Origin of the sequence: Pseudomonas oryzihabitans (assembly GCF_001518815.1) — a bacterium.
Taxonomy (GTDB): Bacteria; Pseudomonadota; Gammaproteobacteria; order Pseudomonadales; family Pseudomonadaceae; genus Chryseomonas; species Chryseomonas oryzihabitans_E.
The window spans coordinates 1,902,926-1,916,503 of the sequence record NZ_CP013987.1; the positions used below are offsets into that span (position 1 = coordinate 1,902,926).

Consider the following 13,578-nt stretch of genomic DNA (forward strand, 5'->3'; position numbering starts at 1 on the left):
GGAGGGGCCGTCAGCCGACGGTGACGGGAGGCAGTTCCACCTGCTGTACCTGCACCGGCTTGCGCGGAGCGACCACCTTGGCAACGCCATCGACGACCTTTTCACCGTGCTGATTGAAGACACGGGTGGCCAGGTTCACGCGAAATTTCGGCAGCTTCTCCAGCACCTCGATCTCCACCGTCAGGGTATCGCCCAGCTTGACCGGCTTCTCGAAGGTCATGGTCTGGTCGACATAGAGGGTGCCCGGGCCTGGCAGGTTGCAGGCCACTGCGGCGCTGATCAGGGCGCCGCTGAGCATGCCGTGGGCGATGGGTTCGCGAAACAGCGTCTTGGCCGCGAAATCGGCGTCCAGGTGCAGCGGATTGCAGTCGCCGGAAAGGGCAGCGAACAGCAGCACATCGCGCTGCTCGATGGTGCGGGTCACGGTAGCCTTCTGGCCGATTTCGAGGGCCTCATAAGGGATGTTTTCAGTCAGACTCATGACGCGCTCCGGCAGCTGTGAAAGGGCGGCGGACGCCGCGAAGCCGGGCATTCTACCCAGGCCCAGGGCCCGAGGCGAATCGTCGCCCAGAAAAGCTGCCATGAAGCGTGACCGAAAATGACTATATGGTCATTAAGTGACGTAAAGGGCGGATATTGATGCTGTTGCGGCTAGGGCAAAGCTGCTAGGCTCGCAGGGCCGGTTCACTGCTGATCACGGCACTCTCCCATGACAATAACCAAGAGCAGGAGCGGGCTGCATGATGCCGAATTTCTGGAGTGACAAGTATCCTGAGGGCATCCAGACAGACATAGACCTGGACCGTTATCGCAACGTCCTGGCGGTGTTTCGCGAGGCCTGCCAGACCTACGCCGAACGCCCGGCGTTCAGCAACCTGGGGCGGACGCTGAGCTACCGTGAACTCTATGAGCTGTCCGGTCAGTTCGCTGCCTACCTGCAGAAGCACACCGATCTGCAACCGGGCGATCGCATCGCGGTACAGATGCCCAATGTGCTGCAGTATCCGGTGGTGGTCTTTGGCGCCATGCGCGCCGGCCTGGTGGTGGTCAATACCAACCCGCTCTACACCGCCCGCGAGATGCAGCATCAGTTCAAGGATTCCGGCGCCCGGGCGCTGGTCTGCCTGGCCAACATGGCGCACCTGGCCGAGCAGGTGCTGCCGCAGACCGACATCCGCCACGTCATCGTCACCGAGGTCGGCGACCTGCTGCCGACCTTCAAGCGACTGCTGGTCAATGCCGTGGTGCGCCACGTCAAGAAGATGGTGCCGGCCTACCGCATTCCCCATTCCATCCGCTTCGTCGATGCCATGACCAAGGGCGAGCACGTCGATTTCGTCGACGCCGACCCGGCGGCGGAAGACATCGCCGTGCTGCAGTACACCGGCGGCACCACCGGCATCGCCAAAGGCGCCATGCTGACCCATCGCAACCTGGTGGCCAACATGCTGCAGTGCCAGGTGCTGATGACCAAGTACCTGGGCGGCGGCGCTCAGGTCATGATCGCGCCGCTGCCGCTCTACCACATCTATGCCTTCACCATTCACTGCATGGCCATGCTGATCCAGGGCAACCATAACGTCCTGATCACCAATCCGCGCGATTTGCCGGCGCTGGTCAAGGAACTCAAGCAGTGGCGCTTCAACGGCTTCGTCGGCCTCAACACCCTGTTCGCCGCCCTGTGCAACAGCGAGGATTTCCGCCAGCTGGATTTCTCCCAGCTCAAGGTGACCTTTTCCGGTGGCATGGCGCTACAGCAATCCGTGGCCCTGCGCTGGGAAGAGGTCACCGGCTGCGGCATCTGCGAAGGCTACGGCATGACCGAAACCAGTCCGGTGGTGAGCTTCAATCCGCTGGAGCGTCGTCGGCTGGGTACCATCGGCATGCCGGTGCCGGGCACCGACTGCAAGGTGGTGGATGCCGATGGCGTGGCCCAGGGTTTCGACACCCCCGGCGAACTGTGCGTCAAGGGTCCCCAGGTGATGAAGGGCTACTGGCTGCGGCCCGAGGCCACCGCCGAGGTGCTCGACGCGGAGGGTTGGCTGCGCACCGGCGACATTGCCGTGATCGAGCCGGATGGCTATCTGCGCATCGTCGATCGCAAGAAGGACATGATTCTGGTCTCTGGTTTCAACGTCTATCCCAACGAGCTGGAAGAGGTTCTTTCCCAGCTGCCTGGCGTGCTGCAATGCGCGGCCATCGGCATTCCCGACGAGGTAGCGGGAGAGAAGATCAAGGTGTTCGTGGTGCCCAGACCGGGTGCCTCCCTGACCACCGAGCAGGTGCTCAGGCACATGCACGATCATCTCACCGGCTACAAGCGACCCAAGCTGGTGGAATTCCGCGACAGTCTGCCGACCACCAACGTCGGCAAGATCCTGCGCCGCGAACTGCGTGACGCCGAACTCAAGAAGACGTAACAGCGGTTCGCTATGCCCCCAAGCCGCTACCTCTCGTCGACTGGTAGCGGCGCGGCACCTCGTCAAGCATGGTTTTCGCAAGAGGTTCGGGTATAAACCGCAGGCGGCATTTTGCCGCCATCACCTCAGACCTCTCTCCTCGGGGACACACCATGCGAATTCGCGTACGCCAGGCCTTGCTGGGCCTTCTGCTGCTGGGCTCGACCGTGCTGGGCCAGGCTCAGGCCGGCGAGCCCATCCGCGTCCTGTTCGTGGGCAATAGCTACACTTTCGTCAACGATCTGCCGGCGATGGTCCGTCAAATGTCCGTCGAGGCCGGTCAGTCGCGCCCCTTGGACGTCAAGCATGTGACCTTCAGTGGTGCGAGCCTCGAACAACACTGGAAGCGCCACGACGTGCAGGACGAGCTGGCCAGGGCCAACTACGATTACGTGGTGATCCAGGACCACAGCATGATGCCGGTGAAGAATCCCGACCTCACCCGTCAGTACGTGCGCCTGATCGCCGACCTGGCGCGCAAGGACGGCGCCCAGCCGATCCTCTACCTGACCTGGGCGCGGCAGAACAATTCGACCATGCAGGCCCAGCTGGACAGCGTCTACACCCCCCTGGCCAAGGAGACCGGCGCGCTGCTGGCACCCGTGGGCCAGGCCTGGCAGAAGGCCTTGGCCGATCAGCCGCAACCCGGGCTGTTCCTGCCCGATGGCAGCCATCCGTCCTTCACGGGTACCTACCTGACCGCCTCGGTGTTCTATGCGCTGATCTATGGCACCCGTCCGCCGTTGCCGGCTGCGGGGGAGAAGATCAAGTTCGATCACGCCGATCCGGCGGATCTGCAGCAGGATGCCTGGAAGGCCCTGCAGTCCCTCGACATGGCCCTGCGTACCCCGCCGGCCAAGCTGAACATGGCCAGCGTCCAGGCCAAGCGCTGATCCGGTACCGCCCTTGCGCGACCAGACGTCGCGCAAGGGCGTGCAGCCCCGCTGTTTTCCGCCCGCCGTTCTTGTAAAGCCCCGCCTTACCCCCCAACTCTTTTACACTTACCGGTCCAAGCGACCGCCGTTGAAAGAGTTTCATGACCGATACCCCCTCCGTTGCCCGTCTTGCCGCCAATCTGGATCAGGCCTTCAACGCCGATCGCCATCGCCTGAGGCGCCAGCTCCAGGCCCTGCAGAAACAGCCCGATCCGACCCGCGAGGCCCAGTGGCTGGAGCGTTTCCAGGCCTCCTGCGCCAAGGTCGAGGCACGGCGTGCCAGCGTGCCGAGTATCCGCTACGACGACGCCTTGCCCATCGCCGCCAAGCGCGAGGAGATCAAGCGCGCCATCGAAGGCCATCAGGTGGTGGTGATCGCCGGTGAGACCGGCTCGGGCAAGACCACCCAGCTGCCGAAGATCTGTCTGGAGCTGGGCAGGGGCGTGCGCGGCCTGATCGGCCACACCCAGCCCCGCCGGCTGGCGGCGCGCAGCGTGGCCGCCCGGGTGGCCGAGGAAATTGGCTCACCCCTGGGCGAACTGGTGGGCTATCAGGTGCGCTTCGAGGACCAGAGCACCGATGCCAGCCTGATCAAGCTGATGACCGACGGTATCCTGCTGGCCGAGACCCAGCACGACCGCTTTCTCGAACGTTACGACACGATCATCGTCGACGAGGCCCACGAGCGCAGTCTCAACATCGATTTCCTGCTGGGGTTTCTCAAGACCCTGCTGCCGCGCCGGCCCGATCTCAAGCTGATCATCACCTCGGCCACCATCGACCTGGAGCGCTTCTCCCAGCATTTTGACGGCGCGCCCATCGTCGAGGTGTCCGGACGTACCTATCCGGTGGATACCTGGTACCGCCCCCTCAGCGCCGAGGTGGACGAAGACGGCGAGCGGCTGGTGGACGATCTCTCGGTGGATCAGGGCATCCTTCAGGCACTGGACGAGATCGAAGCCCACGAGCACAGCGTCGGCCAGCGCCCGGGCGATGTTCTGGTGTTCCTGCCGGGTGAACGGGAGATCCGTGATTGCGCGGAGGTCCTGCGCAAGGCTCAGCTTCGATTCACCGAGGTCTTGCCGCTCTATGCGCGCCTGACCCCGGCCGAACAGCAGAAGATCTTTCAGCCGCGCCCCGGGCGCAAGATCGTGTTGGCCACCAACGTCGCCGAGACCTCGCTGACCGTGCCGGGCATCCGCTACGTGATCGACAGCGGCACGGCGCGCATCAGCCGCTACAGCTACCGCGCCAAGGTCCAGCGGCTGCCGATCGAAGCCATCTCCCAGGCCAGCGCCAACCAGCGCAAGGGCCGCTGCGGCCGGGTCGAGCCCGGCATCTGCATTCGCCTCTACAGCGAGGAGGACTTCCTCGGTCGCCCGACCTTTACCGATCCGGAGATCCTGCGCACCAACCTGGCAGCGGTGATCCTGCAGATGCTGCACCTGCGTCTGGGTCGCATCGAGGACTTTCCCTTCATCGAGCCGCCGGATGGCAAGGCGATCAAGGACGGCTTCACCCTGTTGCAGGAGCTCTCGGCAGTGGATGCCGAGGGTCGACTGCTGCCCCTGGGCCGGCAACTGGCGCGCCTGCCCGTCGATCCACGCCTGGGCCGCATGCTGCTGGAGGCGACGGAGCAGGGCAGTCTCGCCGAGGTGCTGATCGTTACCAGCGCCCTGTCGGTGCAGGACCCGCGCGAGCGTCCGGCGGATCGCCAGACCCAGGCCGATCAGGCCCACGCCCAATGGAAGGACCCGGATTCGGACTTCGCCGCCCTGGTCAATCTCTGGCACGGGTTCGAAGAGCAGCGCCAGGCGCTGGGTTCCAATGCCCTGCGCAGCTGGTGCCGCAAGCACTTCCTCAATTATCTGCGGCTGCGCGAATGGCGCGATGCCCATCGCCAGCTGACTCTGCTGTGCCGCGAGCTGGGACTCAAGGCGCGCAAGACGGAGAATCCATCGCCGGCGTCCGCGGAGACTGTCGACAAGCCGGTGCTCACCACCGACAAGCGCGTCAACGCCAAGGCCCAGCAACAGGCGGAGGCCAGCGAGGCAGCGGTGCGCGCCCGCGGTTATGCGGCGCTGCACAAGGCCATTCTGGCCGGTCTGCTCAGCCAGATCGGCCATAAGAGCGAGGACGGTGACTACCTCGGTGCCCGGCAGCGGCGCTTCTGGATCCATCCCAGCAGCGTCATCGGTCGCAAGAAGCCCACCTGGATCATGGCCGCCGAACTGGTGGAAACCACCAAGCTGTTCGCCCGCATGGTGGCCAAGATCGAACCGGACTGGATCGAGCCGGTGGCCGGCCATCTGGTCAAGAAGACCCACCTGGAACCCCATTGGGAGAAGAAGCGCGGTCAGGTAGTGGCCTTTGAGCAGGTCACCCTCTATGGCCTGATCGTGGTGGGTCGCCGTCCGGTGCACTTCGGCCCCATCGATCCGCCTGCTGCCCGCGAGCTGTTCATCCGTGAGGGCCTGGTGCGTGGCGAGATCAATAGCCGCGCCAAGTGCCTGGCCGCCAACCGGGCACTGCTGGAGCGGCTGGACGAACTGGAAGCCAAGGCACGGCGCCGCGACATTCTCGCCGACGAGGAGACGCTGTTCGACTACTATGCCGCGCGGCTGCCGGCGGACGTCTACCAGACCGCCACCTTCGACAGCTGGTACCGCCGCGAGAGCGCCAAGCAGCCCGACCTGCTGCTGATGCGCGAAGAGGACGTCCTTGCCCGCGAAGCCAGTGAGGTCACCGCGACCCAGTACCCGGACACTCTGCGCCTGGGCGAACTGATCCTGCCGCTGTCCTACGAATTCGATCCGACCCATCCGCGCGACGGCGTCACCCTGCGGGTGCCCGCGCCGCTGCTGCCGCAGCTACCGCCCCAGCGCCTCGACTGGCTGGTGCCCGGCCTGTTGTACGACCGCTGCGTGGCGCTGGTGCGCAACCTGCCCAAGGCGTTGCGCAAGAACTTCGTGCCGGTGCCGGATTTCGTCCGCGCCGCCCTGGACAAGATCCCCTTCGGCGAGGGGTCGCTCCACGAAGCCCTGGGGCGTGAGCTGCAGCGCATGACCGGCGCGCGCATTCCCGACGAAGCCTGGCCGGAAGCCGAAGCCGGCCTGGACCCTCATTTGCGCATGAATCTCGAAGTCGTCGATGCCCAGGGCAAGCCCCTGGGCGAAGGTCGCGATCTGGCCGAGGTGACGGCGCGCTTCGCCCAGGAAAGCCAGGCGGCACTGGCGCTACCGACACAGAAGCGTCAGGAGCAGCGCCCGGTGGAGGCCAAGGCCTTCGCCGAGGTGGCGGCCAAGACCCAGCAGCAGGTGGCAGGGCTGTCGATGACGGTCTATCCGGCACTGGTGGACGAGCAGGGCACCGTACGCGAAGGCCGCTTTGCCACCCAGGCCGAGGCCAGCTACCAGCACCGGCGGGCGCTGCAGCGACTGCTGCTGCAGCAACTGACCGAGCAGGCCAAGTTCCTGCGCGGCAAGTTGCCCGGCCTCACCGAGCTGGGCCTGCTGCATCGTGAACTGGGGCGTCCGGAAGCCCTGGTGGAAGACATCCTGCTGGCCAGCCTGGATGCCGCTATCCTCGCCGACGAGGCCCAGCTGCCACGGGATGGTGCCGGGCTGGCCTCCCTTGCCGAGAGACGCAAGGCGGGCTTGACCGAACAGGCCGAACGCATCGCGCGCCTGACCCTGGAGATCCTCAAGCTCTGGCATGGCCTGCAGAAGAAATTCAAAGGGCGCATCGACCTGGCCCAGGCGGTGGCCCTGAACGACATCAAGGCGCAATTGGCCAGCCTGGTCTATCCCGGCTTCGTCCGGGACACGCCACTGGAATGGCTCAAGGAATACCCGCGCTACCTCAAGGCCATCGAGCAGCGCTTCGACAAGCTCGGCGGCCAGGTACAGCGTGATCGCGTCTGGAGCGGCGAGCTGGCCGGACTCTGGGAGCAGTACCGCGCCCGCGCTGCCAAGCATGGCCAGGAGGGCAAACGCGACGCCAATCTGGAGCTCTATCGCTGGATGCTGGAAGAGTACCGGGTGTCACTCTGGGCCCAGCAACTGGGGACCCGGATGCCGGTGTCGGACAAGCGCTTGAACAAGCAGTGGAGTCAGGTGGAAGCCTAGCGGGTCATCCATCGGAAGGGACGCGTGCAAGGGCCTGGGGCTGGCATAGTCGAGGCCATGACCCAGGCCTGTTTTCGCTTCCATGGCGCCCTCGAACGCTTCCTGGCCCCGGCCCATCGTGGTCGGACGGTCTGGGTCGAGTGCGCCTCGGTGGCAAGCGCCAAGCATCAGATCGAAGCACTCGGCATACCCCATACCGAAGTGGGACTGTTGCTGATCAATGGCCAGGCCGGCAGCCTGAAACAGCGTCTGCGAGAGGGCGATCAGGTGGTCGTCCATCCCGCCATGGCGATCGCGAGGGATGAAAAGCGGCCTGGCGATCTACCAATTGCGCCTCCGCGCTTTGTCGCTGACGCCCACCTGGGTGCCCTGGCGCGGCGGCTGCGCATGGCCGGTTTCGATACCCTATACGACAATGCCTACGCCGACCCGGCGCTGGCCGAGCTGGCCAACCGTGAGGCACGTTTTCTGCTCACCCGGGATCGCGAATTGCTCAAGCGGCGCCAGGTGGTGCAGGGCTGCTATATCCATGCACTGCGGCCTGAAGCCCAACTGGGTGAGCTGTTCGAGCGACTGGCCTTGCGCCACTGGGCCGCGCCCTTTACCCGCTGCCTGACCTGCAATGCGGAGTTGCAGCCTGTCGCTCTCGAGCAAGTCAGCGAGCGCATCCCTGTACGGGTTCGCGCCCGTCACCAGGCCTTTGTCCACTGCCCAGCGTGCGACAAGCTGTTCTGGGAGGGCAGCCACTGGCGCGCCATGCGCGAGCGGCTGGCCCCGCTGGGGGCCTGAGCTAGCGCGGCAATACCTGGCGTAGCGAACCACCCACATCCGGCAGATCCATCTCGATACGCCGCCACCAGGCTTCGGCAAAGCTGTAGAGGGCGAAGGCAATCAGGCCGAGGCCGACCACCAACAGGATCAGCGCACCGAAGGGCAGGTTCTGCAGGCCGTTCAGCGCATCCTTCATACCTGGCGGGTGCAGCGCCTGGTAGCGCGAACCGCTGACCACCAGCAGAACCGCGATCTCGACGAAGGCCACCCCGCGGGCGATCAGGCCGAAGCGGCCGATGGGGCGGATCAGCCGCAGTTGTTCGGGACTGGCTTCAAGGTAGCGCTCGAAGCTGGCTTTCCAGCCCTTCACGAAGTGCGCGAGCCCTACACCCAGGGGGATCAGCGCAGCGACGTACACCAGCAGGTTGGAATAGGGCCAGCTGAGCAGCATCTGTAGAAAGTCATTGGTGTCGCCACCCGAGCCGCCACCCTGGCGCAGACCGCTGATCAGCAGGCCCAGGGCGAAGAAGGCGAGGGCGCCATAGGTGATACCGCCTACCAGCAGGCCGGCGCGAATCACCAGGCCCTTGGGCTTGTTGCCATGGCCATCGACGTCGCGCAGTGCCTGGAGGATGCGCCAGGCCGCAAAGGCGACCAGGCCGACCACCACCAGCCCGACCAGGAAATGGCCGAAGGGCTGGGCGAGCAGGGCTTCCAGGCTGTCATGGCTGTCCGCCGGCTGGCCGGAACCGCGCGCCGCCAGCAGGGCGAGCACGCCGATGATGAGATAGACGAGGCCACGAGCGGCGTAGCCGCCGCGAGCCAGCAAGGTAAGTCCGGTACGAGTGTGCATCTGTTATGCCCTGTTACATTCTGCCTTGTACTGACCGGTGGCCCGCGTATGGGTTCTAATGGCCGGACGGACGTTCTCCGAGGACTGGCAGCGGGCGGGTTTTGGCCTTAGGCTCGCACCCTTTGCCCGGCGACCGGTTCATGGACAAAGCGCGACTGCTTCCCCTCATTCTTCAGGCCCTGGAAGGCGACCGTGATGTCATCAGCCAGCAGCTGACAGCTAGCCACGAAGCGGCCACCCATAGCGAAAGCAAGGCCGAGAACAAGTACGACACCCGCGGCCTGGAGGCGGCCTATCTGGCCGACGGCCAGCGCCGGCGTCTGCACGAGATCGAGCTGGCCCTGGCCGCCTACCGAACGCTGACGCTTGTACCCATGAGCGATGGTATCCGAGTCGGCGCCCTGGTCGAGCTGGCCACCGCGACGTCCAGCCGCTGGCTGTTCCTCGGCCCGGACGCGGCGGGACTCAAGGTCAGGCTCGATGGCCAGGACGTGCTGGTGATCTCGCCGCGCGCGCCCCTGGGTCAGGCGCTGCTGGGTCGCGAGGAGGGGGATGAGGTGGCGGTGACGGTGGAAGGAAAGGTGCACCGGCAGGAGATCGTGGCGGTGTACTGAGCGTCAGGCTGCTCCCAAGGACTGCCGTAGGTTGGGTTGAGCGTTAGCGAAGCCCAACAGGGCCTAGCTTCGGTGCGGGTCCTGTTGGGCTTCGACGATGGAGCCGTCTCAACCCTACCTACGAGCATCGCCGCCAAAGGACCGTAGGTTGGGTTGAGCGTTAGCGAAGCCCAACAGGGCCTAGCTTCGGTGCGGGTCTTGTTGGGCTTCGACGATGGGGCCGTCTCAGCCCAACCTACGAGCATCGCCGCCGGATGAGTCACCGTAGGTTGGGTTGAGCACAGCGAAGCCCAACAGGCTTGGCTTGATTCTAGGACTGTTGGGCTTCGACGATGGAGCCGTCTCAACCCAACCTACGCTCCTCTGCGACCAAGGACTCAGGCTTCGACGCCCTCCACCGATCGGGTAGCCCGGGGCGGGGTTGCCTCTTCCTTTTCCTGCTTGGGCCGGTGCTGATCCAGCCAGGCGCGACCCTGGTTCTGGGCCTCGTCGACCTTCTTGTCGAGCTCGTCGAGGGTCCCGCCCAGGGTTTCCCGCACCTGTTCACGAGCGGCTTCTTCCACCTTGGTGGCGAAGCTGTCCGCCGCCTTCTCGGCGCTGTCACAGCCGCCTAGGCCCAGCAGCAGGAGAATGCCGGCGAGGCCGAGCGTGGCTTTGAAGCTCATGGTCGTCTCCCGTTCACGAAGGCTTGTTCAAGGAGTCACGGGTTTCGTGACCGGTCGACGCAGGCTTCGCCTCGCCGCGCGTCTTGTACAGCGAGACGAGTACGCCACCAGCCAGCAGGCCCAGGGTCACGCTCAGGGAGATCGCCGGCGGGATCTTGCCGATGATGCCCACCAGGAAGATCTTGCAGCCGATGAATACCAGCACCAGCGCCAGGGCGTACTTCAGGTAGGCGAAGCGGTGGATCATGGCCGCCAGGGCGAAGTACAGGGCGCGCAGGCCGAGGATGGCGAAGACGTTGGAGGTGTAGACGATGAAGGGATCCTGGGTGATGGCGAAGATCGCCGGCACGCTGTCCACCGCGAACACCAGGTCGGCGCACTCGATCACGATCAGCGCGAGGAACATCGGCGTTACCCAGAGCACCGTCTTGCCGCTGGCGTCGGGCTGGCGCACGAAGAAGTGCTCGCCGTGCAGCTCATCGGTCACCCGCAACTTCTTGCGCAGGAACTTGATGAAGACGTTGTCGTCGAGCTTGGGTTCTTCGTCCACCTTGGCGAGCAGCATCTTGACCCCGGTGATCACCAGGAAGGCGCCGAAGACATAGAGGATCCAGTCGAACTGGTGGAGCAGGGCGGCGCCCAGGCCGATCATGATGGCGCGTAGTACGATCACCCCGAGGATGCCCCAGAACAGCACCCGGTGCTGGTACTTACGCGGGATGGCGAAGAAGCCGAAGATCACTGCCATCAGGAAGACGTTGTCCATGGACAGCGACTTCTCGATCAGGAAACCGGTGACGTAGTCGAGGCTGGCGTCGGCGCCCTTGAGCTGCCAGACGAAGAGGGCGAACAGCAGGCCCGCGGTGATGTAGCCGGCGGACAGCAGCAGGCTCTCCTTGACCTCGATGGGCTTGTTCTCCTTGTGGAGGACACCCAGGTCGAAGGCCAGAAGGGCGATGACTACGGCGAAGAAGGTGAGCCACATCCAGGTGGCGGTGCCGAGGAAGTCGGCGAAGAAAAATTCATGCAGGGCGTTCATGAGCCCCTCCTTAGTCAAGTTTCAAGACTATGACTCGACATGGCGGCACACGCCGTCAGAGGGGCCCGGGTCACCCAGACAGGATTTAGAACTCGGGTACGTTCGGCAAGGGTTGCAGTTTTACAAAATGCAACCGCTCTAGGTCAGGCCTCCCGGGAAGAGTGATGGCCGGTGATCAGCCAGCGGCCTTCGATCTGCTCGAAGGTGAAAAGGAAGCGCGCAGGCACACTGATCACCTGCTCGCCTTCACGGTAGTGAAAGACGTAGAGACCGCCGACGACCACGGTGCTGAGCTTGCTGCTGACCCTTTTCTTGAAGATCTGCACGTCGCAGACCAGTCCTTCGTTGGCGAGGAAGTTGCGGAAGTACTCGCGCCGGCTGTCCTCGCAGTCCCGCACCTCGTTGGATAGCGTGGGGACCAGGATGGCGTCCGGCGCATAGAGGGCAAGAATGGCTTCCACATCACGGGTGGCGACGGTTGCGGCCCAGGTGTGCAGGGCCGCCTTGGCCCCGGCGAGGCTGGCGATCTCCTCGTTGGAGCGGGCAGGGGAAATGGCTACGGACACAGGGTAATCCTCCGGCGAGCATGGAATTGTTATAATATAACAATCCGCTTCGGACGAGCACGTTGTGGCAGCAGATTGCCTAAAGGCGATGTCGGCAGGAGGCGTTCAGGTCATGGAGGAGGGACGTCGCCGTCGGACGCCGGCGACGGAGGTGTCTGGCGTCTCAGCGATTTTCCACTTTCGAGCGCAGCGGAATTTCCTCACGGGAGTCCGTCTGGGTGACGTCCTGGCCGACCATTTCTTCGTAGACCGCTGGCTGGGCGATGAACAGCCGCACGTCCTTGACGTCATCGAGAATACGGCGGGCTTCTTCCACCGAGGCCACGTGCAGGGTGGCACCCTTGTCATCCGCCACAGGCATCGAGGTACCTTCCACCAGCGCATGGATGACGTAGGAGCCACCCTCCATGGACACCAGATTGACTTCCTTGACCGCACCGGCCTTGATCTGCTGATTCAGCTCTTTGACATTCATCGAGACACCTCGGTTATCACGCTAACAAGCCCCGCGCACGGCAGGGAAGATAAGGATTCGAGGCGGGAGCGGGGACGGGAGTTCCGGTCATTGCCAATGACGTACGGCCTCATGGAGAGTGGCACGCATTTCCGCGGCGAAGGCCAGGGTCAGGGTGCCCGCTGGTCGGTGGTCGGCCAGCAGCAGGTAGCTGGTGAAGCGAATCGCCGGCTGGAAGGGGCGCCATTCCAAGCCGGCGTGGAGATAATCCTGTGCAACTAGCGGACTAACGATGCTGACGCCCAGTCCAAGACCGACCATCGCACAAATGGTTGCCGCATAGGGCGTCTCAAGGCTTAGTCGACGCCGTTCGGCCGGTTCCTGGAAGTGACGATCAATACGGGTACGGGTGCTATCACCTGATACCAGCGAGATGAATTCCTCGTCAGCTAAATCCGCCGGCGTTACGTGCTCCAGCTGACCTAGGCGGTGGCCGGCTGGGAACACGCAGACGCCAGGCACGTCGCTGAGCACTTCCGCCGTTACCCCTGGCAACTGGTCTCCTACATAGGACGCCAACCCCAGGTCGCAGAATTGAGAGGCTGCCCAGTGCGCGACCGTGGGAGAGTCACTCGTGTGGATAGTGATGGCGACCTGCGGATACCGATCACGAAACCGCTGCACAACCCGCGGCAGCAGGGTGAGTGACAGAGAGGGCACCGCGGCGATGCGCAGGCGTCCGGTGCCTCCGTGGGCGATGGCACGTGCCGAAGCCTGCAAGCTAGCCAACCCAACGAAGGCGCGTTCCACGTCGCGGAATAGAGCCGTACCTTCTTCGGTAGGCAGCAGGCGTCCGGCAATACGCTCAAAAAGCCGGAAATTGCAGCTGCGTTCCAGTTGAGCGACCAACCGGCTGATATTTGGCTGCGAGGTATGCAGGGCCTCGGCGGCCGCGGTCATGGAGCCAGACAGCATCGTCGCGCGAAAGGCTTCCACCTGTTTCATGTTCATCCGCTAACCCCATATCAGATCCGTATGCCTGCCTAGCGTATTGGCATTTGCCAGCATGACGCCATAAGTCTTACAAGAGAGCCA

General features: G+C 64.3%; 12 protein-coding genes. 5 read left to right on the forward strand and 7 right to left on the reverse strand.

Translation table 11 applies throughout. From position 1 onward, the window contains the following. Positions 1-10: 10 nt before the first annotated feature. Entirely contained in the window at positions 11-481 is a 471-nt protein-coding gene (locus tag APT59_RS08670; protein WP_059314474.1) for a MaoC family dehydratase, read from the reverse strand. Between the two features lie 259 nt (positions 482-740). Here APT59_RS08670 and APT59_RS08675 point away from each other — a divergent pair, with 259 nt between their 5' ends. From APT59_RS08675 to APT59_RS08690, 4 genes are all read left to right on the forward strand, one after another. After that, positions 741-2,420 (forward strand): long-chain fatty acid--CoA ligase, encoded by a 1,680-nt coding sequence (locus APT59_RS08675; RefSeq protein ID WP_059314475.1) that lies wholly within the window; start codon positions 741-743, stop codon positions 2,418-2,420. Positions 2,421-2,572: 152 nt separating this feature from the next. Continuing rightward, a complete protein-coding gene (locus tag APT59_RS08680; protein ID WP_059314476.1) occupies positions 2,573-3,352 on the forward strand; it encodes an SGNH/GDSL hydrolase family protein in 780 nt (259 codons plus the stop codon). 143 nt (positions 3,353-3,495) lie between these two features. Further along, complete coding sequence (gene hrpA, locus APT59_RS08685) at positions 3,496-7,521, forward strand: ATP-dependent RNA helicase HrpA (RefSeq protein ID WP_059314477.1); 4,026 nt, start codon at positions 3,496-3,498, stop codon at positions 7,519-7,521. A gap of 57 nt (positions 7,522-7,578) precedes the next feature. Further along, positions 7,579-8,310, forward strand: coding sequence for a Mut7-C RNAse domain-containing protein (locus tag APT59_RS08690; RefSeq protein WP_059314478.1), 732 nt, complete (start codon positions 7,579-7,581; stop codon positions 8,308-8,310). Between the two features lies 1 nt (position 8,311). Here APT59_RS08690 and APT59_RS08695 read toward each other — a convergent pair whose 3' ends face one another. Further along, positions 8,312-9,145 (reverse strand): DUF1206 domain-containing protein, encoded by an 834-nt coding sequence (locus tag APT59_RS08695; RefSeq protein WP_059314479.1) that lies wholly within the window; start codon positions 9,143-9,145, stop codon positions 8,312-8,314. Between the two features lie 140 nt (positions 9,146-9,285). On the opposite strand from APT59_RS08695, the gene APT59_RS08700 reads away from it, so the two are divergent. Then, the gene (locus tag APT59_RS08700) at positions 9,286-9,759 is read left to right on the forward strand and encodes a GreA/GreB family elongation factor (RefSeq protein ID WP_059314480.1); all 474 of its coding nucleotides are present in this window, start codon (positions 9,286-9,288) and stop codon (positions 9,757-9,759) included. Positions 9,760-10,136: 377 nt separating this feature from the next. On the opposite strand, the gene APT59_RS08705 is transcribed toward APT59_RS08700, so the two are convergent. From APT59_RS08705 to APT59_RS08725, 5 genes are all read right to left on the reverse strand, one after another. After that, a complete protein-coding gene (locus tag APT59_RS08705) occupies positions 10,137-10,424 on the reverse strand; it encodes a hypothetical protein (protein WP_059314481.1) in 288 nt (95 codons plus the stop codon). A gap of 13 nt (positions 10,425-10,437) precedes the next feature. Further along, positions 10,438-11,463 (reverse strand): TerC family protein, encoded by a 1,026-nt coding sequence (locus tag APT59_RS08710; RefSeq protein WP_059314482.1) that lies wholly within the window; start codon positions 11,461-11,463, stop codon positions 10,438-10,440. A 143-nt stretch (positions 11,464-11,606) separates the two neighbouring features. Beyond that, positions 11,607-12,029 (reverse strand): DUF4440 domain-containing protein, encoded by a 423-nt coding sequence (locus APT59_RS08715; RefSeq protein WP_059314483.1) that lies wholly within the window; start codon positions 12,027-12,029, stop codon positions 11,607-11,609. A gap of 163 nt (positions 12,030-12,192) precedes the next feature. After that, a complete protein-coding gene (locus APT59_RS08720) occupies positions 12,193-12,504 on the reverse strand; it encodes a DUF6482 family protein (protein WP_059314484.1) in 312 nt (103 codons plus the stop codon). Positions 12,505-12,591: 87 nt separating this feature from the next. After that, positions 12,592-13,494, reverse strand: coding sequence for a LysR substrate-binding domain-containing protein (locus APT59_RS08725; RefSeq protein ID WP_059314485.1), 903 nt, complete (start codon positions 13,492-13,494; stop codon positions 12,592-12,594). Between the last annotated feature and the right edge of the window lie 84 nt (positions 13,495-13,578).

Bases quoted from the DNA above. Each gene is read 5' to 3' on its own strand.
- APT59_RS08680 (WP_059314476.1), top strand. From the start codon at position 2,573: ATGCGAATTCGCGTACGCCAGGCCTTGCTGGGCCTTCTGCTGCTGGGC.
- APT59_RS08705 (WP_059314481.1), bottom strand. From the start codon at position 10,424: ATGAGCTTCAAAGCCACGCTCGGCCTCGCCGGCATTCTCCTGCTGCTG.
- APT59_RS08725 (WP_059314485.1), bottom strand. From the start codon at position 13,494: ATGAACATGAAACAGGTGGAAGCCTTTCGCGCGACGATGCTGTCTGGC.
- APT59_RS08710 (WP_059314482.1), bottom strand. From the start codon at position 11,463: ATGAACGCCCTGCATGAATTTTTCTTCGCCGACTTCCTCGGCACCGCC.
- APT59_RS08675 (WP_059314475.1), top strand. From the start codon at position 741: ATGATGCCGAATTTCTGGAGTGACAAGTATCCTGAGGGCATCCAGACA.
- APT59_RS08695 (WP_059314479.1), bottom strand. From the start codon at position 9,145: ATGCACACTCGTACCGGACTTACCTTGCTGGCTCGCGGCGGCTACGCC.
- hrpA (WP_059314477.1), top strand. From the start codon at position 3,496: ATGACCGATACCCCCTCCGTTGCCCGTCTTGCCGCCAATCTGGATCAG.
- APT59_RS08720 (WP_059314484.1), bottom strand. From the start codon at position 12,504: ATGAATGTCAAAGAGCTGAATCAGCAGATCAAGGCCGGTGCGGTCAAG.
- APT59_RS08670 (WP_059314474.1), bottom strand. From the start codon at position 481: ATGAGTCTGACTGAAAACATCCCTTATGAGGCCCTCGAAATCGGCCAG.
- APT59_RS08690 (WP_059314478.1), top strand. From the start codon at position 7,579: ATGACCCAGGCCTGTTTTCGCTTCCATGGCGCCCTCGAACGCTTCCTG.
- APT59_RS08700 (WP_059314480.1), top strand. From the start codon at position 9,286: ATGGACAAAGCGCGACTGCTTCCCCTCATTCTTCAGGCCCTGGAAGGC.